At 70.3% G+C, this 23,050-nt stretch carries 18 protein-coding genes and 3 pseudogenes; 14 read left to right on the top strand and 7 right to left on the bottom strand.

Annotation, left to right across the window (positions count from 1 at the left end):
• From ACHMXE_RS30690 to ACHMXE_RS30670, 5 genes are all read left to right on the top strand, one after another.
• Entirely contained in the window at positions 1 to 501 is a 501-nt protein-coding gene (locus ACHMXE_RS30690; protein WP_203205480.1) for a DUF3237 domain-containing protein, read from the top strand.
• A 113-nt stretch (positions 502 to 614) separates the two neighbouring features.
• Entirely contained in the window at positions 615 to 857 is a 243-nt protein-coding gene (locus tag ACHMXE_RS30685; protein ID WP_395347866.1) for a hypothetical protein, read from the top strand.
• Between the two features lie 37 nt (positions 858 to 894).
• Positions 895 to 1,038, top strand: coding sequence for a hypothetical protein (locus ACHMXE_RS30680; RefSeq protein WP_395347865.1), 144 nt, complete (start codon positions 895 to 897; stop codon positions 1,036 to 1,038).
• 78 nt (positions 1,039 to 1,116) lie between these two features.
• Entirely contained in the window at positions 1,117 to 1,374 is a 258-nt protein-coding gene (locus ACHMXE_RS30675) for a hypothetical protein (protein WP_057595408.1), read from the top strand.
• Positions 1,359 to 1,799: a hypothetical protein gene (locus ACHMXE_RS30670; RefSeq protein ID WP_395347864.1), complete on the top strand. Its 441-nt coding sequence runs from the start codon at positions 1,359 to 1,361 to the stop codon at positions 1,797 to 1,799. The genes ACHMXE_RS30675 and ACHMXE_RS30670 overlap by 16 nt, the downstream gene beginning before the upstream one ends.
• Positions 1,800 to 1,818: 19 nt before the next feature.
• On the opposite strand, the gene ACHMXE_RS30665 is transcribed toward ACHMXE_RS30670, so the two are convergent.
• Positions 1,819 to 3,786 (bottom strand): ATP-binding protein, encoded by a 1,968-nt coding sequence (locus ACHMXE_RS30665; protein WP_395347863.1) that lies wholly within the window; start codon positions 3,784 to 3,786, stop codon positions 1,819 to 1,821.
• Positions 3,787 to 4,114: 328 nt separating this feature from the next.
• On the opposite strand from ACHMXE_RS30665, the gene ACHMXE_RS30660 reads away from it, so the two are divergent.
• Positions 4,115 to 5,899, top strand: coding sequence for a carboxylesterase/lipase family protein (locus ACHMXE_RS30660; protein ID WP_395347862.1), 1,785 nt, complete (start codon positions 4,115 to 4,117; stop codon positions 5,897 to 5,899).
• 104 nt (positions 5,900 to 6,003) lie between these two features.
• Here the strand turns inward: ACHMXE_RS30660 and ACHMXE_RS30655 are convergent.
• Positions 6,004 to 6,497, bottom strand: a pseudogene (locus ACHMXE_RS30655) (Lrp/AsnC family transcriptional regulator).
• A gap of 65 nt (positions 6,498 to 6,562) precedes the next feature.
• Here ACHMXE_RS30655 and ilvB point away from each other — a divergent pair.
• From ilvB to ACHMXE_RS30635, 4 genes and pseudogenes are all read left to right on the top strand, one after another.
• Positions 6,563 to 8,407 (top strand): annotated as a pseudogene (gene ilvB, locus ACHMXE_RS30650) (biosynthetic-type acetolactate synthase large subunit).
• Positions 8,408 to 8,664: 257 nt separating this feature from the next.
• A pseudogene (locus tag ACHMXE_RS30645) lies at positions 8,665 to 12,211 on the top strand (indolepyruvate ferredoxin oxidoreductase family protein).
• A 74-nt stretch (positions 12,212 to 12,285) separates the two neighbouring features.
• Positions 12,286 to 12,864 (top strand): TetR/AcrR family transcriptional regulator, encoded by a 579-nt coding sequence (locus tag ACHMXE_RS30640; protein ID WP_093342709.1) that lies wholly within the window; start codon positions 12,286 to 12,288, stop codon positions 12,862 to 12,864.
• 85 nt (positions 12,865 to 12,949) lie between these two features.
• Positions 12,950 to 13,690 carry an SDR family oxidoreductase gene (locus ACHMXE_RS30635; protein ID WP_395347860.1) on the top strand — a complete coding sequence of 247 codons (741 nt, stop codon included), beginning with the start codon at positions 12,950 to 12,952 and terminating at the stop codon, positions 13,688 to 13,690.
• Here ACHMXE_RS30635 and ACHMXE_RS30630 read toward each other — a convergent pair whose 3' ends face one another.
• Complete coding sequence (locus ACHMXE_RS30630; protein ID WP_395347858.1) at positions 13,691 to 14,566, bottom strand: AraC family transcriptional regulator; 876 nt, start codon at positions 14,564 to 14,566, stop codon at positions 13,691 to 13,693. It lies immediately after the preceding gene.
• 346 nt (positions 14,567 to 14,912) lie between these two features.
• Here ACHMXE_RS30630 and ACHMXE_RS30625 point away from each other — a divergent pair, with 346 nt between their 5' ends.
• From ACHMXE_RS30625 to ACHMXE_RS30615, 3 genes are read left to right on the top strand one after another with little or no spacing between them, the layout of a single operon-like run.
• Positions 14,913 to 15,671, top strand: coding sequence for an aldolase (locus tag ACHMXE_RS30625; protein ID WP_395347857.1), 759 nt, complete (start codon positions 14,913 to 14,915; stop codon positions 15,669 to 15,671).
• A 1-nt stretch (position 15,672) separates the two neighbouring features.
• Positions 15,673 to 17,100: an amidase gene (locus ACHMXE_RS30620; protein WP_395347856.1), complete on the top strand. Its 1,428-nt coding sequence runs from the start codon at positions 15,673 to 15,675 to the stop codon at positions 17,098 to 17,100.
• Complete coding sequence (locus tag ACHMXE_RS30615) at positions 17,097 to 18,407, top strand: MFS transporter (protein ID WP_395347854.1); 1,311 nt, start codon at positions 17,097 to 17,099, stop codon at positions 18,405 to 18,407. The genes ACHMXE_RS30620 and ACHMXE_RS30615 overlap by 4 nt, the downstream gene beginning before the upstream one ends.
• 129 nt (positions 18,408 to 18,536) lie before the next feature.
• Here the strand turns inward: ACHMXE_RS30615 and ACHMXE_RS30610 are convergent, their stop codons facing one another.
• The 4 genes from ACHMXE_RS30610 to ACHMXE_RS30595 all read right to left on the bottom strand — a co-directional run bounded on the left by ACHMXE_RS30610 (position 18,537) and on the right by ACHMXE_RS30595 (position 21,845).
• Positions 18,537 to 20,264 carry a hypothetical protein gene (locus tag ACHMXE_RS30610; RefSeq protein WP_395347852.1) on the bottom strand — a complete coding sequence of 576 codons (1,728 nt, stop codon included), beginning with the start codon at positions 20,262 to 20,264 and terminating at the stop codon, positions 18,537 to 18,539.
• A 144-nt stretch (positions 20,265 to 20,408) separates the two neighbouring features.
• Positions 20,409 to 20,789 (bottom strand): hypothetical protein, encoded by a 381-nt coding sequence (locus tag ACHMXE_RS30605; protein ID WP_395347851.1) that lies wholly within the window; start codon positions 20,787 to 20,789, stop codon positions 20,409 to 20,411.
• A 48-nt stretch (positions 20,790 to 20,837) separates the two neighbouring features.
• Positions 20,838 to 21,302, bottom strand: a complete 465-nt coding sequence (gene soxR / locus ACHMXE_RS30600; protein ID WP_203205496.1) for a redox-sensitive transcriptional activator SoxR — start codon at positions 21,300 to 21,302, stop codon at positions 20,838 to 20,840.
• Positions 21,303 to 21,368: 66 nt separating this feature from the next.
• A complete protein-coding gene (locus ACHMXE_RS30595) occupies positions 21,369 to 21,845 on the bottom strand; it encodes a DoxX family protein (protein WP_395347850.1) in 477 nt (158 codons plus the stop codon).
• Positions 21,846 to 21,994: 149 nt separating this feature from the next.
• Here ACHMXE_RS30595 and dusA point away from each other — a divergent pair, with 149 nt between their 5' ends.
• Positions 21,995 to 23,044: a tRNA dihydrouridine(20/20a) synthase DusA gene (dusA, locus tag ACHMXE_RS30590; RefSeq protein ID WP_395347849.1), complete on the top strand. Its 1,050-nt coding sequence runs from the start codon at positions 21,995 to 21,997 to the stop codon at positions 23,042 to 23,044.
• Positions 23,045 to 23,050 lie beyond the last annotated feature (6 nt).

The following is a 23,050-nucleotide window of genomic DNA, read 5'->3' as shown; positions in this document are numbered from 1 at the left end:
ATGAGCGCCATCCTCGACAAGCGACCACTGCTCGAACAGCCGCTGTTCGAAGCGCTGCCGATCCGGCACCTGTGCGACCTGCGGGTCGATCTCGAGACGCCGATCGTCGTGCCCACGCCGCGCGGCACGCTGGTGCCCTACATCGGCAAGGGCGGCCGGCTCGACGGGCCGAAGCTCAGCGGCCAGTTCCTGCCGGGCAGCGTCGACTGGGTCGCAATCGGCGCGGACGGCATCAGCCGGCTCGACATCCGCGGTGCCTTGCGCACCGACGATGGCGCGCTCATCTACTTCGAGAGCAAGGGCGTCGCCAGGCTGCCGCCAGATGGCCGCGCGCGGCTGGCCAGGGGCGAGCGACTCGCGTTCGGCGAGACCTACCTGCGCACCACGCCCAAGCTCGAGACATCGGACGCGCGCTACACCTGGGTCAACGACCTGGTGCTCGTGGGCTACAACGAGATGTCGGCGGGACGGGTCGACTTCCGCATCTATCAGCTGCTTTGATGCGGCGCGGTCTCGCGCGAACCGTCGTGCGGGACCGCCGGCGCGGCGCGCTACCTGCCGTCCGCCGCGCCGAGATGGGGCCCCGGGCGTCGTAGACATAGCCGTAGCTGCCATTGACATCGCCATCGGCATCGATCGAGAAGATCGCGGAGACCTCGACCCAATCGACACCTCGCGGCTCGCCGCTGTTCACGATCTCGCGTGCTGGCGTCGCCGAGGCCGAGATCCATGTGGCGGCCGTCGCGAACGATCGCATGGAATATCTTGCCAAGGGACCCGTTCATCCTGTTGCGGAAGAGCCGGGGACGGGCGCCCATGCATCGCTGCATTTCATTGGATACCCGGAAAGACCGTGATGAGTCGCCACTGTTGGTGGAGCCATCGCAAAAGCGTATGAGCATCCTTGCCTTCGGCCCCGAGCCTATCGGGCTGTTCGTGCTGCCCGACGGGAAGCGGGCCGCGTCACCGGTCGAGCCCGAGTCGCTGCCGGCACTGCCGCGAGGCGCCATCCGCGGCGTTTTCGAGGTGGATTCCTAGGGGCCAGATGGCGCGCGCCTACAAGGCCAGGCGACATCGGAACCGTACAACGGCTGAAGACAGGAAGGACCTTCAGCCATGACCCTCGAACAAACCATCGACAAGTTCAAGCAGGTCGACGCCGCCCGCGCCGACTATCCCGGCGAGCACCTGATCGTGCTCGGCGCCGGCGTGTTGCTGCTGCTGGCCGCCGGCCGCAGCCGTTCCTTCCTCACGCGCATCGTCGCCGGGGCAGCGGGCGGCGCGCTGATCGGACGGGCCGCGAGCGGCACGGGCGGCATCGCGAAGCTGGCGGGTGCCTTGCAGTCCGGAGGCCTGGCATGGCCGCGCCGCTGATGGAGTCGCTGCGCGCGGTCCGCGCGCCCAGGTACTGGGGCCTGGGGCTGGGCGTCGCCTTGCTCGCGGTGTTCCTGTTCTACCTGGCGCTCAGCAGCCTGGTGCACGAGAGCGCGGGGCGCGCACCGCGTCTGCCGCCGTCGATCGTGCCGGAGCAGGCGAAGGCGCCCGCGCCCGTCATCGACAACGCGCCGCGTGTCGAGCCGGTCCGCGCGCCCGTCGTGTCATCGATTGCCCGGCTCGACACGACGATGGCCAGTGCCGACGCGGCCACGAAGAAGAAGGCCGCGCCGGCCTTCATCGAGGTCCAGAAGTGCGTCATGCCCGAAGGCGATGCGGTCTACTCCGATGCGCCGTGCCCGCCGGACTCCCAGGCCAGCACGCTGCGCCTGCCGAGCCAGCCGAGCGCCGCGGCGCGTCTCTGAGCAACCGGGCGGCCAGGGCTCAGGCCGTGGCGGGTACGGTCTCGCGTTCGATCGGCAGCCACAGCGTGAAGCGCGTGCCCTCGCTGCCCGACTGCCATCCCACGGTTCCGCCGATCGCGCGTGCGCGCTGCTGCTGATTGCGCAGCCCGCGCCCACCGCGTTGCAGCGCCTCGGCCACGTCGAAGCCGGCGCCGTTGTCCTCGATGGTCACGCACACCAAATCGTCGGTGGACGCGGTGCTCACGCGCAGGGTGGTGGCGCGCGTGTGGCGCATCACGTTGGCGATGCACTCCTGCATGATGCGCAGGATGTGCAGCGCGCTGCCCGGGTCGAGCCAGGGCAGGTGCGGCACGGGCCGCACCTCCCAGCGCAGCGCGATGCCGGCGCCCTCGATGCGCGGCGCGAGCCTGAAGCGCAGCGTCGCGAGCAGCAGCAGCAGGTCGGGGTCGACGATCTCCATGGAATCGATGGCGAGCTTGAGGTCGTCCATGCAGGCCTTGAGCATGTCGGCGATGCAGGCGTCGCTCATGCTGCCTTGCTCCACCGAGCGGATGGCGCCGATCAGCGAGGAGCCGAGGCCGTCGTGCATGTCCTGCATGAGACGGCGGCGCTCGGCGTTGAGCATCTGCTCGTTCTCCACCACGCGCAGCCGCTCGTAGCTCTGCTTGAGCTCGTCCTCGCGCTCGCTCAGCCGGTGCGCCAGGCCCTTGTTGAGCCGCGCCACCTCGGCGAAGGCGCCGGTGTAGCGCAGGAACATGATGTACGAGAAGACGAAGAACAGGCCGATGATGGCGTAGGGCGAGGTGTAGACGCTCTCGGGGCCCACGAGGTTGTTCTGCAGCAGGGCGTCGTAGCCGGTGAACGCGACGGCGATCATGGTCCAGGCCGCGACCAGCCGGCCCTCGGGCAGCTGCACGCGATAGGCCTTGCGCAGGTTCACCGAGAAGATCAGCACGGCCACGGGCAGCACGGCGAGGTTCAGCAGCGGCGTGAACAGGTAGAGGCTGACGATCGAGCGCGAGACGTGCGGCAGGGTGGCGAGGTTGCAGGCCAGCACGAGGCCGACCGACAGCCGCGTGAGCCAGGGCGAGGGCTGGCGGTGCAGGCGCTCGAGGAACAGGTGGACGAACAGGATCAGCCACAGCAGGCTTGCCACGGTCATCCATTCGAACCACTCGTCGGACATCGGGATGTAGCTGCCGCCCACGTAGTAGTGCAGCATGCGCATGAACGCCGCCGCCGAGATGGCGAAGAACAGCAGGTACAGCGGCTCGCGCCGCTTGCCCAGCCACACGGCGAAGGCGAAGGCGCCGACCGCGAGGAAGGCGGCGCTGCCCATGAACGGCAGCTGCACCTGCAGCAACTGGCGCGCCTGGTAGCGCCAGGACAGGTCGTCCTCGTGGCCCACGCGCACGGTCGACAGGCCGCTGCCGCTGCTTCGCAGCCGGTCGACGCGGATCAGCACCGACGCGGGCGTGGGTGCCTGCGCCGCGAGGTTGAGCGGCAGCAGCAACGGATGGTTGTAGCCGTTGTGGATCGGGCTGCCGTGCGACTGGTAGATGAGCACGCCGTCGCCATACACGGCGATGTGGCCCAGCGTCTTCCAGCGCGGCAGATAGAGCAGACGCGGCTGCATCGAGGGCGGCAAGCGGCCGAGGTCGAGGCGGTACCAGTCGGTGACGGTGCGCATGCCACTGGAAGCAGTGGGCACGAGCTCGCGGTCGGCGGTGTAGGGCAGGCCGACCGGCTTCCAGCCATCGCGCGGCAGTTCGGCATCGACGGACAGCAGCGGCGGGGCCGTGAAGCCGGTGCCATTGACCGACTGCAGCTCGGCCTCGGTGATGTGGATGGGCTGGTCGTCCGGCGGCGCGGCTGCGGCGGCGGGGGAGCGCGCGCAGCACAGCAGCAGCACGATCAGCGGCAGCGCGCGCCAGAAGGCCGCGATTCCCCGACCGGCTCGCTCGCCGTCGTTGTTGCCCTGTCTCATCGAACGCTTGCGCCTTGGAACTCGCTGTCTGCTCGCGGCGTGCGCCGGACGGGCGCCGGCCTTTGCAGCGAGGGGCGCGCCCGCGGGCCGCCGGTTTCTCCCCGATCGAACGGCCGCGCGCACAGGCGACCCGTTCGCTGTCCCGTCTTCGCGGGTCGGGGTCGATTATCCCGCGCCGATCGCCGCGCGGGCCCCTGCCCTCACATAGAACACGGGCCAAAGGTGTGTGCGCGCCACATTGGAATCGGCGCCCGCCGTGCCGAGACTAGCGGATGGCCACCGGTCCTCGGGCCGGCGGCCATCACCACTGGAAAAAACAGGAGACTTCATGACGATTCGCCATCTGCGCGCCGGTGCCGCCTGCGCCGTTCTTGCCCTGCTGCAACTCACGGCCTGCGGCGGCGGTGGAGGCGGCAGTGCCGGCTTCGTGGCCTTGCCCCCACCCACGACGAGCAACCCGCCGCCCGACACGCCGCCCGCGCAGTCCCCGGTGCTGCGCACCACGGCCTACGGACCCGTGCAGGGCAACGACGACTCCGCGACCAACGGCACCTACAGCTGGAAGGGCGTGCCCTTCGCGAAGCCGCCGGTCGGCGCGCTGCGCTGGAAGGCGCCGGTCGACCCCGAGCCGTGGACCGCGACGAAGACCACGCAGAAGCTCGGCAACGCCTGCGCGCAGACGGGCCGGCTCTACGGACCGGGCCAGAACAACCGCTACGACGAGACCATCGGCACTTCGATCGGCAAGACCACCGGTTCGGAGGACTGCCTCTACCTCAACATCTGGACGCCCTCGACCGCGGCCGCGACCGACAAGCTGCCCGTCATCGTGTTCGTCTACGGCGGCAGCAACATCACGGGCTACACCGGCGACCCGGTCTACGACGGCGCGGCGCTCGCGAAGGCGGCCAACGCGGTGGTGGTGTCGATCAACTACCGGCTCGGCATCCTCGGCTTCCTGGCCTCGCCGCAGCTCAAGGCCGGCGTGGACGCGAACGACGACTCGGGCAACTACGCGATCCTCGACCTGATCAAGGGCATGAAGTTCGTCAACGCGAACATCGCGCGCTTCGGCGGCGACCCGGCCAACGTCACGCTGATGGGCCAGTCGGCCGGCGCGGTCAACATCTATGCGCTGATGGTCTCGCCGCTGGTGGTCAACACCAAGCCCGCGCTGTTCCAGCGCCTGGTGCCGCTGAGCGGCGGCGTCGCCACCGCGACCACGGTGCCGAACCAGAACAACGCGCTGCTGGCGGCGCTGCTCGTGGCCGACGGCACGGTGAAGGACACGGCCGCGGCCACCGCCTACATCGCGTCGCAGAGCAATGCCGACCTCGCGGCCTACCTGCGCTCGAAGAGCGCCGACACGCTGCTGCAGACGGTGCTCAACAAGCTGGCGCCGCAGGGGCTGTCGGCCTCGAATCCGCTCAACGACGGCGTGGTGGTGCCGACCAACCCGATCGCGGCGATCAACGCGGGCGAGTTCCTCAAGGTGCCGGTGCTGGCCGGCTACACGCGCGACGAGACCGAGCTGTTCCCACAGAACCTCGCGAGCTCGCCGGCATTCGGCGGCATCAGCGGCCGGCTGCTCGACGACCCGACGGTGTTCTCGATGGCCTACAACTACGACCCGAACGCAGCGCCCGCGACCTCGCTCGAGCAGTGGATCCCGGGCCAGTACCTGCCGGTGACCACGCCGGTGACCGGCTTCAACGCGCGCACCGATCTCTACAACCAGTACTTCTTCATCGCGCTGCGCAAGCAGATCTTCCCGGTGCTCGCGGCGCAGAAGGTGCCGCTGTGGTGGTACCAGTTCAACTGGGACAAGTCGCCGGCGCCGTTCAACGACATCTTCGGCGCGGCCCACACCTTCGACCTGCCGTTCGTGTTCGGCAACTTCGGGCCGTCGCTCTATTCGAAGTTCGCCAATTCGAAGGCCAACGAGCCGGGACGGTTGCAGCTGTCGGACGCGATGATGAAGAGCCTGGCGGCGTTCGCGCGCGGCGGCGATCCGAACAACGCGGCGCTGGGCGTGAACTGGCCACAGTATCCGGCGATGCTGAACTTCGATGCCTCGCTGACGGCGAAGGCGATCACGGTGCAGCAGCAGTAGCCTCAACCCCAACCTCGTCCCCAACCCCAATCCGTTCGGGCTGAGCCCGTCGAAGCCTCGCGCAAGGCTTCGACAGGCTGAGCCCGAACGGCTTTTCCTCGGCCTCACAGGATCGGCATGCTCGCTTCCTTCAGCACCCGCAGCACGAAGTGCGACTTGCTGTGCCGGATGCCGGGATCTTGTAGAGCTTCTCGCGCAGCAGCCGTTCGTAGTCGCGCGTGTCGCGCACCGCGATGCGGATGTAGTAGTCGTAGTCGCCCGAGACCAGGTAGGCCTCCTGGATCTCGGGGATGGTGGCCAGGGTGCGGCCGAAGTCGTAGAGCGTCTCGTCGGTGTGGCTCTCGAGCGTGACCTGCACGATCACCGAGTCCTGGTAGCCGAGCTTGGCCGGATCGATGTCGACGGTGTAGCGCTTGATCACGCCCTGGGCCTCGAGCTTCTTGATGCGCGTCCAGCAGCTGGTGGGCGAGAGGCCGACCTCGGCGCTGATGTCCTGCAGGGTCTTGCGCGAATCGAGCAGCAGAACCCGGAGGATCGCCATGTCGATCTTGTCGAAAAGTCCTTCGTCATATTGCGAAGATTTGCGATTGATTTTCATGTTTGAGGCCTGAATATCCAAAAATCAGAAGCAAATTCTGCCTCAAACACGGAAGAATTGACGGCATGAGACTGCTCGACCTCCCCAACGACCTCGCCCTGACGCTGGATGCCGAAAATTCTTCGGACATCGACGCGGCCACCGACCTGCCCCTCGATACCGCGCTCGCCATCGACACCGCGCCGCGCGTGCGCAACGGCGCCGAGGCGCTGCTCGACACGCTGGTGGCCTGCGGCGTCGACACCCTCTTCGGCTACCCGGGCGGCGCCGCGCTGCCGCTGTACGACGCGCTGCACGGCGAGCCGCGGCTGCGCCATGTGCTGGTGCGCCACGAGCAGGCGGCCGTGCACGCGGCCGAGGGCTATGCGCCGCACCACCGGCCGCGTGGGCGTGGTGCTGGTCACCTCGGGGCCGGGCGTGGGCAACACCATCTCGGGCCTGCTCGACGCGATCAGCGATTCGGTGCCGCTCCTGTGCATCAGCGGCCAGGTGTCGACCGCGGTGATCGGCACGCAGGCCTTCCAGGAAAGCGATGCGCTCGGCATGTCGCGCCCGGTGACCAAGTGGAACCACCAGGTGCGGATGCCCGACGAGGTGCCGACGATGGTGCGGCGCGCGCTCGAGATCGCGGCCGCGGGCCGGCCGGGCCCGGTGCTGCTCGACGTGCCGAAGGACGTGCAGCTCGCGCTGCCGGGGCAGGGCGCGCCGGTGCCCGCGCCGCGGCCGCTGCGCACGCACCGCGCTCCGGTGCCGCCGCGCGCCTGCATGCAGCGCGCGGCCGACCTGATCTCGACCGCGCGCCGGCCGGTGCTCTATGGCGGCGGCGGCCTCATCAATGCCGGCCCCGCGGCCTGCGAGGCCTTCACGCAGCTGGTGCGCAGGCTGCATGCGCCATGCACGCTCACGCTGATGGGGCTGGCGCGTTCCCGGCCTCCGACCCGGCCTTCCTCGGCATGCTCGGCATGCACGGCACGCTCGAGGCCAACCTCGCGATGCACGAGGCCGACCTCGTGGTCTGCGTGGGCGCGCGCTTCGACGACCGCGTGACCGGCAAGCTCGACCGCTTCTGCCCGCATGCGCGCAAGATCCACATCGATATCGACCCGAGCAGCATCAACAAGGTGGTGCAGGTCGACGTGCCGATGGTGGGCGACTGCGCGGCCGTGCTCGAGGCGCTGCTCGCGCTGCTGCCCGAGCGCTTCGAGGCCGCGCGGCTCGCGCCCTGGTGGCAGCGCATCGAAGGCTGGCGCGCCGAGGACTGCCTGGGCTTCGCGCCGCGCACCGACGCGATCCTGCCGCAACGGCTCATGGCCTCGCTGCAGCAGGCGATCGGCGACACGGGGCGCGACACCATCGTCTCGACCGACGTGGGCCAGCACCAGATGTGGGCCGCGCAGTACCTACGCTTCGACCGGCCGCGCCGCTGGCTCACCTCGGGCGGTGCCGGCACCATGGGCTACGGCCTGCCGGCCGCGATCGGCGCGCAGGTGGCGCATCCCGAGGCGCTGGCCGTGTGCGTGAGCGGCGACGCCTCGGTGCTGATGAACATCCAGGAGCTCTCGACCGCGGTGCAGCACCGCGCGGCGGTCAAGCTGGTGCTGTGCAACAACGGCTACATGGGCATGGTGCGCCAGTGGCAGGAGCTCAACCACGGCAACCGCCTGAGCCACAGCTGGAACGAGGCGCTGCCCGATTTCGTGGCGCTGGCCAAGGCTTTCGGCTGGGGCGCGCGGCGCGTGAGCGATCCGGCCGAGCTGCCCGCGGCGCTGGCCGAATGCCTGGCGAGCGAGGGGCCGTTCTTCCTCGACGTGCAGGTGGCGGCGCAGGAGAACTGCTTTCCGATGATGCCGGCCGGCGCGGCGCACAACGAGGTGATGCTGGCCAAGGACCGTTGGTACAAGGAGGCCTGATATCGAGTGGTACCCAACAAGCAAGGACCGTTCACGCTGAGCTCGGCCCGTCCTGAGCCTGTCGAAGGATCGAAGCGCCGCACAAGGCTTCGACAAGCTCAGCCCGAACGGGTGGGGCGATGAGGTACCGACCTCGTTCCTCCATTGCGCTATCTTCCCCAACGCGCGCCGCTTACCCGCGGCGCGTGTTCCGCCCGCAGGCCGCTTACCGGTGGCCGAACGGGCATCTCTCGCGACTCTTACCGGAGCCTTCTCTCATGTCCCACGATCTCGCCAGCGTCTCGCTGGACGACAAGTACACATCCACGTCCGGCCGCGTCTACCTGAGCGGCATCCAGGCACTGGTGCGCCTCATGCTCGTGCAGCGATGGCGCGACCAGGCCAACGGCCTCGATACGGCCGGCTTCGTCTCCGGCTACCGCGGCTCGCCGCTCGGCGGACTCGACGAGGCGCTGTGGAAGGCACAGCCGCACCTCGATGCCAACCACGTCAAGTTCCTGCCCGGCGTGAACGAGGAACTGGCGGCCACCGCCGTCTGGGGCACGCAGCAGGTGCACCTGACCGGCGAGAGCGCGGTCGATGGCGTGTTCGCCATGTGGTACGGCAAGGCGCCCGGCGTGGACCGCTGCGGCGACGTCTTCAAGCACATGAGCCACGCGGGCACCTCGCCCCATGGCGGCGTGCTGCTGGTGGCGGGCGACGACCATGGCGCCTATTCGTCGACACTGCCGAACCAGAGCGACCACCTGTTCGCGGCCTCGATGATCCCGATGCTCTATCCGCAGAGCGTGGAGGAGTACATCGAGCTGGGCCTGCACGGCTTCGCGATGTCGCGCTTCGCCGGGCTGCCCGTGGGCTTCAAGGCGCTGGCCGACACGGTGGAGTCGTCGGGCTCGATCCCGGCCGACGCGCAGAACGTGCGCACCCTGCTGCCCGAGGACTTCGTGCCGCCCGCGGGCGGCATGCATGCGCGGCTGTCGACCGACACGCTGGGCGTGCAGGCGCGCAAGCAGGAGGCGCTGATGCAGGACGCGAAGATCTACGCGGCCATCGCCTATGCGCGCGCCAACCGGCTCAACCGCGTGACCATCGACGCGCCCTCGGCGCGGCTGGGCATCGTGGCCTCGGGCAAGTCGTACCGCGATGCGCTCGAGGCGCTCGAGGAACTGGGCATCGACGCGGCCGAGGCGGCGCGCATCGGCATCCGCGTGTTCAAGGTGGCGATGCCCTGGCCGCTGGAGCCCGACTCGATCCCGCGAGTTCGCCGACGGGCTCGACGAGATCCTGGTGATCGAGGAGAAGCGCCAGATCGTCGAGTACCAGCTCAAGGAGCATCTCTACAACTGGCGCGAGGACGTGCGCCCGCGCGTGATCGGCAAGTTCGACGAGCGCGGTGAGTGGGGCGCGCATCCGCGCGGCCAGTGGCTGCTGCCGGCCACGGCCGACTTCTCGGTGGCGCAGATCGCGCGCGTGATCGCGGCGCGGGTGGCGCGCTTCCACACCAGCGACATGATCCGCACGCGGCTGGCGATCCTCGACGCCAAGGACGTGGTGCTCGGCAAGGCCGTGGCCACGCCGGCGCGGCCGGCCTGGTACTGCTCGGGCTGCCCGCACAACACCTCGACCAAGGTGCCCGAGGGCAGCCTGGCGCTGGCCGGCATCGGCTGCCACGTGATGGCGACCGCGATCTATCCCGAGCACAACCGCACCACGACCCACATGGGCGGCGAGGGCGCGCCCTGGCTCGGCCAGGCCTGGTTCTCCAAGCGCAACCACGTGTTCGCCAACCTCGGCGACGGCACCTACTACCACTCGGGCTCGATGGCGATCCGCGCCGCCGTGGCCGCGGGCGTGAACATCACCTACAAGATCCTCTACAACGACGCCGTGGCAATGACCGGCGGCCAGCCCGTCGACGGGCCCGTGAGCGTGCCGCGCATCGCGCACCAGGTGGCGGCCGAGGGCGTGCGCCGCATCGCGCTGGTGGCCGAGGACCCGACGCGCTGGCGCGACCGTTCGCCGCTGCCGGCCGATGGCGGCGGCTTCGTCCTCACCGTCCACCACCGCGACGAGATGGATGCGGTGCAGCGCACGCTGCGCGACTACGAGGGCGTGTCGGTGCTGATCTACGACCAGGTCTGCGCGGCCGAGAAGCGCCGGCGCCGCAAGAAGGGCGAGTTCCCGCAGGCCTCGCACCGCGTGTTCATCAACGAGGCCGTGTGCGAGGGCTGCGGCGACTGCGGCGAGCAGTCGAACTGCACCTCGCTGCTGCCGCAGCCCACGCCCCATGGCCTGAAGCGCCGCGTGGACCAGAGCGCGTGCAATGCCGACTACTCGTGCGTCAAGGGCTTCTGCCCGAGCTTCGTGAGCGTGGAAGGCGTGAAGCCGCGGCGCATCGAGCCGGTGGCCGCGCGTGGCGCCGAGGCCGACGCGGCGCTGCCCGAGCCGCCCGTGCATGCGATCGAGGGCATGCACAACATCCTCATCACCGGCATCGGCGGCACCGGCGTCATCACCATCGGCGCGCTGATCGGCATGGCCGCGCACCTCGAGGGCCAGGCCGCGAGCGTGCTCGACATGACGGGCATGTCGCAGAAGAACGGCTCGGTGACCTCGCACGTGCGGCTGGCGCGCGACGCGGCGCAGCTCAAGGCGCAGCGCATTCCCACCGGCGAAGCCGACCTGGTGCTGGGCTGCGACATGCTGACCGCGGGCGCGCCCGACGCCATCGCCAAGATGCGCCCGGGCCGCAGCTATGCGCTGGTGAACACCTTCGAGCAGCCCACCGGCCATTTCGCGCAGGACCCCGACTGGACCTTCCCGGCCGGCCAGGTGCGCGCGCTGATCGAGGAATCGGTGGCCGGCAAGGCCGACTTCATCGACGCCACGGGCCTCGCGACCCGTCTCATGGGCGACGCCATCGCGGCCAACCTGTTCCTTTTGGGCTTCGCGTTCCAGAAGGGCTGCGTGCCGCTGAGTTCGGCCGCGCTGCTGCGCGCGATCGAGATCAACGGCGTGGCCGTGAAGGCCAACCAGCAGGCCTTCCACTGGGGCCGGCGCGCCGCGCTCGACCTCGCGGCCGTGGCGCGCGAGGCCTCGCCCGCGCAGCCGGTGGCGCTGCAACTGCCACAGGGGCTCGATGCCTTGCTCGCGGACCGCACCGCCTTCCTCACCGCCTACCAGGACGCGGCCTATGCGCGGCGTTTCTCGGACTTCGTGGCGCGGGTGCGCGGCGTGGAGCAGGCTCGCGGCGGCGGCGACCGCTTCACGCGCGCGGTGGCGTCCAACCTGTTCAAGCTGATGGCCTACAAGGACGAGTACGAGGTCGCGCGCCTGTACACCGACGGCGCCTTCATGAAGAAGCTGCAGCAGGAATTCGAGGGCACGCCGAAGCTGCGCTTCCACCTTGCGCCGCCGATCCTCGGCCAGCGCGATGCGCAGGGCCGGCCGGTCAAGCGCGCCTTCGGGCCGTGGATGCTGCAGGGCTTCCGCGTGCTGGCCGCGCTGCGCCGGCTGCGCGGCACGGCCTTCGATCCCTTCGGCCGCACCGAGGAACGCCGCACGGAGCGCCGCCTGATCGAGGAGTACCGCGCGGGCATCGAGGACATCCTCGCGCGCTGGGACGAGGTCGACGCCGACACGGCGCTGGCGCTCGCGAAGCTGCCCGAGCAGATCCGCGGCTATGGCCATGTGAAGGAGGCGAGCATCGCCGCCGCGCAGGTGCGCCGCGATGCGTTGCGCTCGCGGCTCGTGGCGCCGCGCGCCGCGGCGGGCCCGGTGGCGCGCGAGGCGGTGCCGGCCTGAGGGGGAAGGGCGAAGGCGATTGCGGAATCACCTGTTCTGGACAGGGTAATCCGGAATAGATAGACTCGCCCGCCATGGCCCGACCCAAAGCCTTCGACCGCAACGCCGCCCTGCAGGGCGCGATCGCCGTGTTCTGCGACCACGGCTACGACGGCACCTCGACCGAGATGCTGCTCGCCGCCATGGGCATCAGCCGCCAGAGCATGTACGACACCTTCGGCGACAAGCGCCGGCTCTATCTCGAGGCGCTGCAGCAGTACGCCGTGGGCCATGTGTCGCAGCACATCCGCGCGCTGCATGGCGGCGCCTCGCCGCGCGCGGGGCTGGCGGCCATGCTCGACGGCATGGCGACCCATTTCGGCGCGCAGGGCCAGCCGGGCTGCATGGGCATCGGCGCGGTCTGCGAATTCGGCCGCGGCGATGCCGAGGTGAGCCTGCTGACCGACACCGCGGGCCGCATGCTGCAGTCGGCCATCGAGGGCCGCATCGGCGAGGCCCAGGCCGCGGGCGAGATCGATGCCGCGCTCGCGCCGCGCGCGGCCGCGCAGTTCCTGATGGCCACGCTGTCGGGGCTCAAGATCTCGGGGCGTGGCGGCGCTTCGGTCGAGGACCTGCGCGACATCGCGCGCATGGCGATGCGCGGCCTGCGTTGAATGCGTGTGTGTGCGCGCCCGGTTTCGGGTGCGCTTTTTTTTGTTCTATTCTGGATCGATCGATCCGTTAAAAAAGGAAGTCGATATGACGAAATCCCTCTCCGGCAAGACTGCCCTCGTGACCGGCGGCTCGCGCGGCATCGGCGCGGCCATCGTGCGGCGGCTCGCGAACGACGGCGCGGCCGTGGCGTTCACCTATGCATCGTCGGACGCGGCGGCGCGCGCGCTCGTGGCCGAGATCGAAGGGCAGGGCGGCCGCGCGCTCGCGCTGCGCGCCGACAGCGCCGATGCCCAGGCCGTTCGGCAGGCGGTCGATGCGGCGGCCGAGGCCTTCGGCGGGCTGCACCTGCTGGTGAATAACGCCGGCATCCTCGTCGGTGGCATGGTCGAGGACTACGCGCTCGCCGACTTCGACCGCATGTTCGCGGTCAACGTGCGCGCGGCCTTCGTGGCGGTGCAGGCGGCGGCCAGGCACATGGAGCGCGGCGGGCGCATCGTCATCACCGGCAGCGTGGTGGCCGAGCGCGCGGGCTTCGCGGGTTCGTCGGTCTATGCGATGACCAAGGGCGCGGTGGCCTCGATGGCGCGCGGCCTCGCGCGCGACCTCGGGCCCCGGGGCATCACGGTGAACGTGGTGCAGCCCGGGCCGACCGACACCGACATGGCGCCGAAGTCGGCCTACGGCGAGCGGCTGGAGCCGCTGATGGCGTTGGGACGCATGGGACACGACAGCGAGATCGCGGGCATGGTGGCCTACCTCGCGGGACCCGACGCCAGCTTCGTCACCGGCGCGGCGCTGACGGTGGACGGCGGCTTCCTGGCCTGATCAAGCCAGCGATCGGGCCGCGCGGTAGCCGCCCGGCGTGGTGCCGAAGCGGTCGCGGAAGGCGCGGCTGAAATGGCTGGGGTCGTTGAAGCCGTTGCGGAACGCGATCTCGGTCACGCTGAGCTGCGCGAGCCGCTCGTTGGCCAGCTCCTCGGCCGCGCGCTCGAGGCGGCGCTCGCGCAGGTAGGCGCCGTACTGCGTCTGCTGCGTGGCGAACAGGCGGTGCACCAGCCGCTTGGAGATGCACAGCTCGCGCGCGATCGCCTCGACCGACAGCTCGGGATCGCAGAGGTTGGCCTCGACATAGGCCGCGAGCCGCTGCCAGCGGTCGCGCTCGTGGCGCCTGGCCGCGCCCGCATCGCCGGCCCGCGGCGCGCCGGCCACCGCTTCGCAGTAGATGGCCGCGAGCAGCGAGACGAAGGACTGCTCCGAGAAATAGGCCAGCGCCGGATGCGGCTGGGCCTGCACCGCGAACAGGCGGTCGAGCTGCTGGCGCGCCGACTCGGCCAGCATCGAGCCGGCCTGCGCCAGCGAGGGCTCGAAGTTGTCGCGCAGGTCGGCATAGATGCCGAAGAAGCGCCCGGCCGGCAGCCGCAGCTGCACCAGCCGGCCCGATTCGTCGAGCGCGCAGGTCGAGGGCAGCCGCGTGGTGCGGAACACGATGTCGCCCTTGCGGAAGGGCAGCCGGCGGCCGGCCTGCTCGATCGTGCCCTGGCCATCGACCGCGATCATCGCGAGCACCTCGCCCGCGCCGTCGTGGCCGGACTGGCCCGCCGCATGGCGCACCTGCATCGGCGTGGAATCGAAGCTGACCGCGATGCCGCCGCCCACGAGCCGGCAGGCCTCGAGGTTCATGCGCGGATGGCTGTGCTGCACGCTGAGTTCGCCGGGGGTAGACCAGCGCGTCGAGCGTGGTCGAGTAGCCGCGCAGGTCGCCCGGATAGAAGGGGCGCAGGTGCGGCGCGAAGCTCAGGTGCGGGGTCGGGTCGTGGTGCATGGTGGGGTGGGGCCGGGCCGCGTGCATGGTTCGTGCCAAGGGCGGTCCGCGCCCGCAGTCTGGAGGGCGCGCCGCGGCCGCACATCGAGACTTTCCACTAGCGGGCGGGGTCGGGGGCCTGTTGCGTTGGCGCGCTGGATCAATGCGCGTGCGCGCAGGCGCAAGGCCCGGCGCGGCATCGCTTCCTACATTGGCGGCCATCGACCACCGATGAAGGAACTCCGCGTGAACCCCACCGTCACAGACGCCCCCTCCCCCGACGCGCCCTTCAAGCTCGACGGCCTCACCGTCGGCCACTGGAGCGATGCCGAGAAGCTCGCGCTGAGCTGCCGCATCCTCGCGAAGGAGGGCCATTCCGAAACCCTGGCCGGCCAGATCACGGTGCGCCAGGCCGACGGCAGCTTCCTCACCACGCCGCTGGCGCATGCGTTCGGCGAGATCCGCGCGGGCTCGGTGATGCGCATCGACGATTCGCTGCGCGTGCTCGAGGGCCGCGGCGTGCCCAACCCGGCCGTGCGTTTCCACCTCTGGGTGTACCGGCGCCGGCCCGACGTCAACTGCGTGATCCACACCCATCCGCCCTATGTGTCGGCGCTGTCGATGACCGGCGAGCCGCTGCAGGTCGCGCACATGGATGCCACGCCCTTCTTCGACGACTGCGCCTTCCTCGCCGAATGGCCGGGCCTGCCGATCGCCGATGTGGAGGGCGAGATCATCTCGGCCGCGCTCGGCGCCAAGCGCTGCGTGCTGCTGGCCAACCATGGCTTCCTGGCCGCCACCTCGAGCGTGGAGGAGTCGCTCTACCTCTCGGTGCTGATCGAGCGCGCCGCGCGCAACCAGCTGATCGCGCAGAGCGCCTACGGCCGGCTCAAGCTGGTCGACCCGGCGCTGGCACGCGAATCGCACGACTTCCTGCTGCAGCCGAGCATCGTGAAAGCCAGCTTCGCGATGTTCGCGCGGCAGCTCGAGGCCAAGGAGATCTGAGATGAGCGAGGACCTGCATTTCCTGGAACTGACCGAGGTGGCGCAGCGGCTGCGCGAGCGCGCGCTGTCGCCGGTGGAACTGACCGAGCGCATGCTGGCGCGCATCGAGGCCGTCGACCCCGCGCTGCATGCCTATGCGCGCACCATGCCCGAGAGCGCACGCGCCGAGGCGCGCCGTGCCGAGGAGGAGATCGCGCGTGGCGGCTGGCGCGGTCCGCTGCACGGCGTGCCGGTGGCGATCAAGGACAACTGCCATGCGGTCGGCGTGGTCTGCGCCAATGGCACCGAGGTCCATGCCGACTTCAGGCCCGAGCGCGACTCGACCGTGGTGCGCAGGCTGCGCGAGGCCGGCGCGGTGATCCTCGGCAAGCTGCAGCACACCGAGGGCGCGTTCGCCGAGCACCACCGCAGCATCGTCGCGCCGGTCAATCCATGGAACGCGGGCCAGTGGCCCGGTGCCTCCTCGAGCGGCTCGGGCGTGGGCACGGCCGCGGGCCTGTGCTTCGGCTCGCTGGGCACCGACACGGGCGGATCGATCCGCTTTCCCTGCGCGGCCAACAACCTCACGGGGCTGAAGCCGAGCTGGGGCCGCGTGTCGCGCTTCGGCGTGTTCGAGAACTCGGCCTCGCTCGACCATGTGGGGCCGATGACGCGCAGCGCGGCCGACGCGGCGGCGATGCTCGCCGCGCTGGCCGGTGCCGACGAGGACGACCCCACGGCGCTGCCCGATGCCGTGCCCGACTACCTGGCGCTGTCGGCCCAGGGCGTGGCGGGGCTGCGCATCGGCATCGATGCCGAGCACATCGCGCGCGACGTCGATGCACCCACGCGCGCCGCGATGCAGGCGGCGCTGGCCACGCTCACCGGGCTGGGCGCCACGCTGCGCGAGGTGCGGCTGCCCGATCCGTCGGAGGTGATCGCGGGCTGGCTGCGCTTCTCGGCCGTGGAGATGGCGGCCGCGCACGAGGCCACGTACCCGGCGCAGAAGGAGCGCTACGGCCCGGTGCTCTCGGGCTTCATCGAGGTGGGCCGCGCGCAGTCGGGCATCGAGCTGCAGAAGCTGCTGATGCAGCGGCTGAACTTCCGTGGCGCGCTGACCAAGCTGTTCGGCGACATCGACCTGCTCGCGATCCCCGTGACCTGCGACGCCGGTTTCAGCAATGCGCGCATGGCCACGCTGGGCACCGACGAGGGCGACCTGCTCAAGCTGCTGCGCTTCACCGCGCCCTACGACATGAGCGGCCATCCGACGCTGACCTTGCCCTGCGGCTTCACGCCCGAGGGCCATCCGATCGGCTTCCAGCTCGTGGCGGCGCACCTGCACGAGGCAACGATGCTGCGCGCCGGCCGCGCCTACCAGGGCGCGACCGACTGGCACCGGCGCCATCCGGCTTCGATTCCGAACCACAACGAGGAGCTCCCCGCATGAACACTATCGCCACCCCGGTGGGCGCCGCCGCGCCCGCGGCCGCCAAGCCGCAGAGCGTCTGGAAGGTCGGCGCCGCCACCATGGCCGGCACCGCCATCGAGGGCTTCGACTTCCTGGCCTACGGCACGGCGGCCGCGCTGGTCTTCAACAAGCTGTTCTTCCCGAATTTCGATCCGGTGACCGGCACGCTTGCGGCCTTCGGCACCTTCGCGAGCGGCATGCTCGCGCGGCCGATCGGCGGCATCGTGTTCGGCCACTACGGCGACCGGCTGGGCCGCAAGGCCATGCTCACGCTGAGCCTCTTGATGATGGGCATTTGCACGGTGCTGATCGGCGTGCTGCCGACCTACGAGTCGATCGGGCTCTGGGCCGCGGTGCTGCTGGTGCTGCTGCGCATCGGCCAGGGCCTGTCCTTCGGCGGCGAGCTCGGCGGCGCGATGCTGATGGCGGTGGAGCATGCGCCGCCGCGCTGGCGCTCGCTCGTGGGCAGCATGCCGCAGATGGGCGCGCCGATCGGCGTGTTGCTGTCCTCGGGCGCCTTCGCGCTGGTCACGCAGCTGCCCGAGGACGCCTTCCTGCACTGGGGCTGGCGGCTGCCGTTCCTGGCCAGCGCGCTCTTGATCGCGGTGGGCATCTTCATCCGCACGCGCATCGACGAGTCGCCCGAGTTCGAGGCCGTGAAGGCGCACCGCAAGACCGCCGCGCTGCCCGCGCGCGAAGTGGTGCTGGCGCACTGGCGGCCGCTGCTGCTGACCATCGGCGGAAAGCTGGCCGAGGTCACGCTGATCTACACCATCCTGGTGTTCTCGATCTCCTATGCGGTCACGCGGCTGGGCTTCTCGCGCGGCGATGCGCTGCATGCGCTGGTGCTGGGTTCGTCGCTGATGGTGCTGACCATTCCGCTGTTCGGCTGGCTGGCCGACCGCGTCGGCGCGCGGCGGCTCTACGTATTCGGCGGCGTGCTGCTGGCCTTGATGGCGCTGCCGCTGTTCCAGGCCATCGGCAGCGGCTCGCTCACGGCCTACACGGTGGCGATGGTGGTGGCGCTCGCGCTCAACTACCCGCTGATGTTCGCGCCGCAGTCGAACCTCTACGCGGCGCAGTTCCCGGCCGAGCTGCGCTACTCGGGCATCTCCATCGGCATCCAGATGGCGGCCGCGCTCGGCGGCGGGCTGGCGCCGATCATCGCGGCGACGCTGGTCGCGAAGTACGGCAGCATCGTGCCGGTGGGGGCGTATGTGGCGGTGCTGGGGGCGGTGGCGGCGCTGTCGGCGTGGAAGATGCGGCCGGCGGCGAACGAGGGTTGACTCCTATCTGGACTCCTTCCCCCTTTGGGGGAAGGTCGGGATGGGGGCCCCGGGCGGTCAATGTGCGCGGGGCGATGGATGCGCCCGGCGCCCCCACCACGGCCCTCCCCCAGCGGGGGAGGGAGCAAATCAGGAATGACCGTCCACGCGCATCTGGAACAGGAAGTACGGCGGGATGCACGCCCCGCGCCCCTCGGGCTGGCCTTCAGCCTGCGCGCAGATGTAGTCGTCGCGGCAGGGCGCGGTGGCCGAGCAGCTGCGCAGGTTGCCGGGGCGCGTGTGCTTCGCGAGGCATTCGCCGAACGGGCGCTTCGCCGCCAGGCACTGGTTGAAATCGCTGAGGATCGCGATGCCGCCGCAGGTGCCGTTCGGGTCCTTGGGATCGCAGGGGCCCGAGCACATGCCGCCGGGGAAGCCGACCGAGGTCTTCTCGCAGACCGAGGCGGCGCCGTCGCAGGCGGTGCGCGGCAGCTTCTCGGCGCGGTCGAGCCAGGGGTTGGCCGAGGCCGTGATGCGCGTGGGCTCGCAGCGCGCGCCGACGATCGCCGGTTCCGGTCGTGTGTTCGCATCGAGCGGCTCCGCGAGCGGCCGGAAGGGATCGGGCTTCGGCGTGGTCAGCGCTGCCTGCAGGTAGCGTGCACGGCGCGCGAGTTCGTCCTGCAGATGCGGCGAGTGCGGCACCGCGAGCGCATTGCCGGGCGTGAAGCTGCGCGAGGCGCCGCGGCGGTCCACGCCCAGCAGATGGAAGCCCGCGACCGCGCGGCTCTGGTGGCAGCCCATGCAACTGAGGTCGTCGAGCCGGCGCAGCAGGGCCCGCGGCGACTGCAGCGTGCGGCTGCCGGGCACGGCCTGCCATTCGCTTTCGGGGAAGAGCTGCTCGAACGGACGGTTGGCGAGGCGCTCGAGGCCGCGCGGCGCGACCGAGATGGCCTCGGTGGCGAGAAAGCGTTCGGGGATCCTGAGCGTGGCTTCGTCGAGCGCGCGCAGGTTCCCGGGCTGGCGAAGCCATTGCTGGAGTTCCTGGCGCAGCGGCGCGCTGGCCTTGAGCTTCGCGACATCGGGCGTGTTCTCGAGCGGACCCACGTCGTAGCGCTTCGCGGCTGCATTCCAGCGGAAGGCCCGCAGCATGTATTCGGCATGGCCGCCGAGATCGGGCCGCACGGCCGAGGGCCAGCGCACGCTCTGCAGGTTCACCGTGAGTTGGGAGATGCGTGCGGGCGCGAGCCGCTGCGGCGCGAGCGGACCGTCGGCCGACACCAGCCAGCGGCCCAGCGCCTCGTCGGCCATCGCGGCCTGCGGCGGCTGCCAGCGCTTCGCGGCCGAGGCGCAGCCGCCGTCGGCATCGGGCGCGTCACCGCGCAGTTCGACGTTGACGGTCATCGGCAGCCGCGACTGCATCGCGCTCGTGCGGTAGGCGAGGCGGTACACGAGCCGGGTCTCGCCGCAGGCGCCGTCCTGGAACGGGCGGCGGTCCATGCGGTTGGCCACGCCCACCAGTTCGAAGAAGGCATCGGGGCTCGCGAGCCAGCGCGCGTCGAACAGGCGGTGCGGGTACTTGGCGATGCCGACGCCGGCCTGCCTGTCGCGGCGCTGGATGGCCGCGAGACTGGTGTCGATGGGGGCGGCGATGGAGCGCCAGGCATTCGAACGCATCAGCGCCTGGTTGCTCGCGATGCCGTCGGTGGCCGGCGTCTCCGCCAGCCAATGTGCGAAGCCGGCGCCGGACTTCTCGGCGGCCTGCAGCACAGCGGGCTCGGTGACGAGCAGCAGCGGCTCGGTCGCGTGGGCGGTGGCGAAGAGGGAGGCCAGCGCGAGGCCGGCGAGCAGGCGGTGGGGAAACAGCGGCACGCGGACCATTGTGCCGCGAGGGTCCACCGGATCCCGCCGCGAAAGAACCTCACGAGCGTAGCTTGTCCGAGGATCGACGCCTCGCGCGGCGCTTCGACAAGCTCAGCGTGAACGGTTTTTGCGGGTTGGAAGCGATACGTGGGCGAGGGCTGATCAGTCGGCGATCAGCGCGGCATCGACCACCCGCACGCGGTGGTCGATGTAGTAGCCGCCGAACTCGGTGTAGCGCAGCACCAGCCGCGCGCAGGCGCTGCAGCGGTAGACGTCGCAGCGGTTGTACGGGAAGTGCGCGACCGAGATCGGCGCCTCGGGCGAGTCGTAGCGCGTGCCGGCCGGGTGGAATTCCTCGAACGTGGGTTCGTAGGCCTCGGGGTCGCGCAGCGTGCCGACCTGTTCCATCAACGCCTTGGGCCAGCGTTCCTCGGTGATGCTTTCCCAGGCCTTGGCGTCCTGCAGGCGGCAGGCGCAGGTGGGGCGCGTGGGCGTGGCGGCTTCGGCGAGCCGGCGGAGGGCGGGGGTATCTAGCAAGGTCATGCGCGAAGGGAGTCTAGTGCGCGCGCCATGTCCGAGCGTGGCGCGGGCTCAAGGCGGATCGTCGAGCAGCACCGCCCCCGGCCCCTCGGCGCCCAGCCTGTCACCGGGATTGCGCAGCGGGCAGTCGGTCATCGACAGGCAGCCGCAGCCGATGCATTCGCCGAGGTCGTCGCGCAGCCGGGTCAGCACGCGGATGCGCGCGTCGAGCTCGTCGCGCCAGTGCGCGGACAGGGCCTTCCACTGCGCGGCGTTGAGGATGCGCCCCTCGGGCAGCCGCGACAGCGAGTCGCGGATGGTCTCGAGCGGAATGCCCGTGCGCTGCGCCACGCGGATCACCGCGATGTGGCGCAGCACCTCGCGCGGATAGCGGCGCTGGTTGCCCTCGCTGCGCCAGCCCTTGATCAGCCCCTTCGATTCGTAGAAGTGCACCGTCGAGACGGCGACGCCGCTGCGCCGGGCGACCTCGCCGACGGTCAGGACCTTGGCGGGCTCGGCGGGATGGTTCTCTGGCATGGCGGAATGGCTCGGAGTCGGATCGGCGTCTTATAGGCGATATGGGTGATAGAGGCGATGTGGTGCTCAGCCGCCGAGCTGCCGCCGCAGGTGGCTCGCGATCGCCGCCGCGAGCAGCCCGCCGATGATGGAGACATGCTCGAGCGCAAAGTACAGCGACAGCGTGGCGCGCGGCTCGGGCAGCGACCAGAAGCGATGCACGATCGCGATCGTGAGCAGCAGGAACACCGAGAGCGCGCCGGCGCCCAGCCACACGGCGCGGTCGACCAGCAGCAGCAGCGAGCCGGCCAGCAGCACGAAGATGGTGGCGACGTTGAAGGCCCAGGCCGGCTCGAGGCCCGCCGCGCGCATCTCGCCCACCCCGCCCGCGAAGTTCAGCGCCTTGGCAAGACCCGACGCGGCGAAGACCACGGCGAGAAGTATCCGGGCGGCCAGCCACAGCAGTTGACTTTCCAACACGGCATCGATCCACGACCTCATCAACACAGCTCCTGATTTCGGCGGGACATTGGTTGCCGCCATGGGTTCATCGGTGAAGCCCACGCGGGTATTCGGGTGAGCGCGGCGGACTGTAAAACCTCAACCAAGCTTGAGGTCAAGCGCTGTCGCCACGGAGCGGAATGGCCAGGTGCGCTACGCTCGCGCCCTGCGCGTTCGCGAGCGAGAGAAGTGGCGGCGCCCAAAGACATCGAATGACACCGAACGACAACCCAGAAAACGCCGGGCCCGGGCCCGATCCAGTGCGAGGCCCTGAAGCGGCCCAGGCACTCGACGCCATGCGCCTGTCCGTGGCGCCCATGATGGACTGGACCGACCGCCATTGCAGGTATCTCCACCGCCTGCTGAGCCGCCACGCGCTGCTCTACACCGAGATGGTGACGACCGGCGCGCTGGTGCATGGCGATGTGCCGCGGCACCTGCGCTTCAACGCCGAGGAGCATCCGCTGGCGCTGCAGCTCGGCGGCAGCGAGCCGGCCGATCTCGCGCACTGCGCGAAGCTCGGCGAGCAATGGGGCTACGACGAGATCAACCTCAACTGCGGCTGCCCGAGCGAGCGCGTGCAGCGCGGCGCCTTCGGTGCCTGCCTGATGAACGAGCCGCAGCTGGTGGCCGACTGCGTGAAGGCGATGGTCGACGCGAGCAGCGTGCCGGTGACGGTGAAGCACCGCATCGGCATCGACAAGATCGAGAGCTACGAGTTCGTGCGCGACTTCGTGGGCCAGGTCAGCGAAGCCGGTTGCAAGACCTTCATCGTGCATGCGCGCAATGCCTGGCTCAAGGGACTGAGCCCGAAGCAGAACCGCGAGATTCCGCCGCTGCGCTACGCGCTGGTGCACCGGCTCAAGCACGACTTTCCGGCGCTGAAGTTCTCGATCAACGGCGGCATCACGCTCAATGCACAGGTGCACGAGCACCTGCGGCTGCTCGACGGGGTGATGGTGGGGCGCGAGGCGTACCACAACCCCTGGTGGCTGGCCGAATGGGACGCGGAGTTCTTCGGCGCGGCGCCCTCGGAACGCACGCGCGAGGAGGTCGAGACCCTGATGTGCGACTACATGGTGCGCGAGGCGGCCGAGCACGGCACGCCGTGGTCGAACATCGCGCGCCACATGCTGGGCCTGCGCAACGGGCTGCCGGGCGCGCGCCGCTGGCGCCAGGTGTGGAGCGACCACCGGATGAAGAGCAAGTCGCCGCACGAGGTGATGGCGATCGCGCACGAGCCGGTGGCGCAGGCGGCCTGAGCCGCG

The organism is Variovorax sp. UC122_21 (genome assembly GCF_044056785.1).
In the GTDB taxonomy this organism is placed as follows: Bacteria; Pseudomonadota; Gammaproteobacteria; order Burkholderiales; family Burkholderiaceae_C; genus Variovorax.
This window is presented reverse-complemented; position numbering and strand designations above follow the sequence as displayed.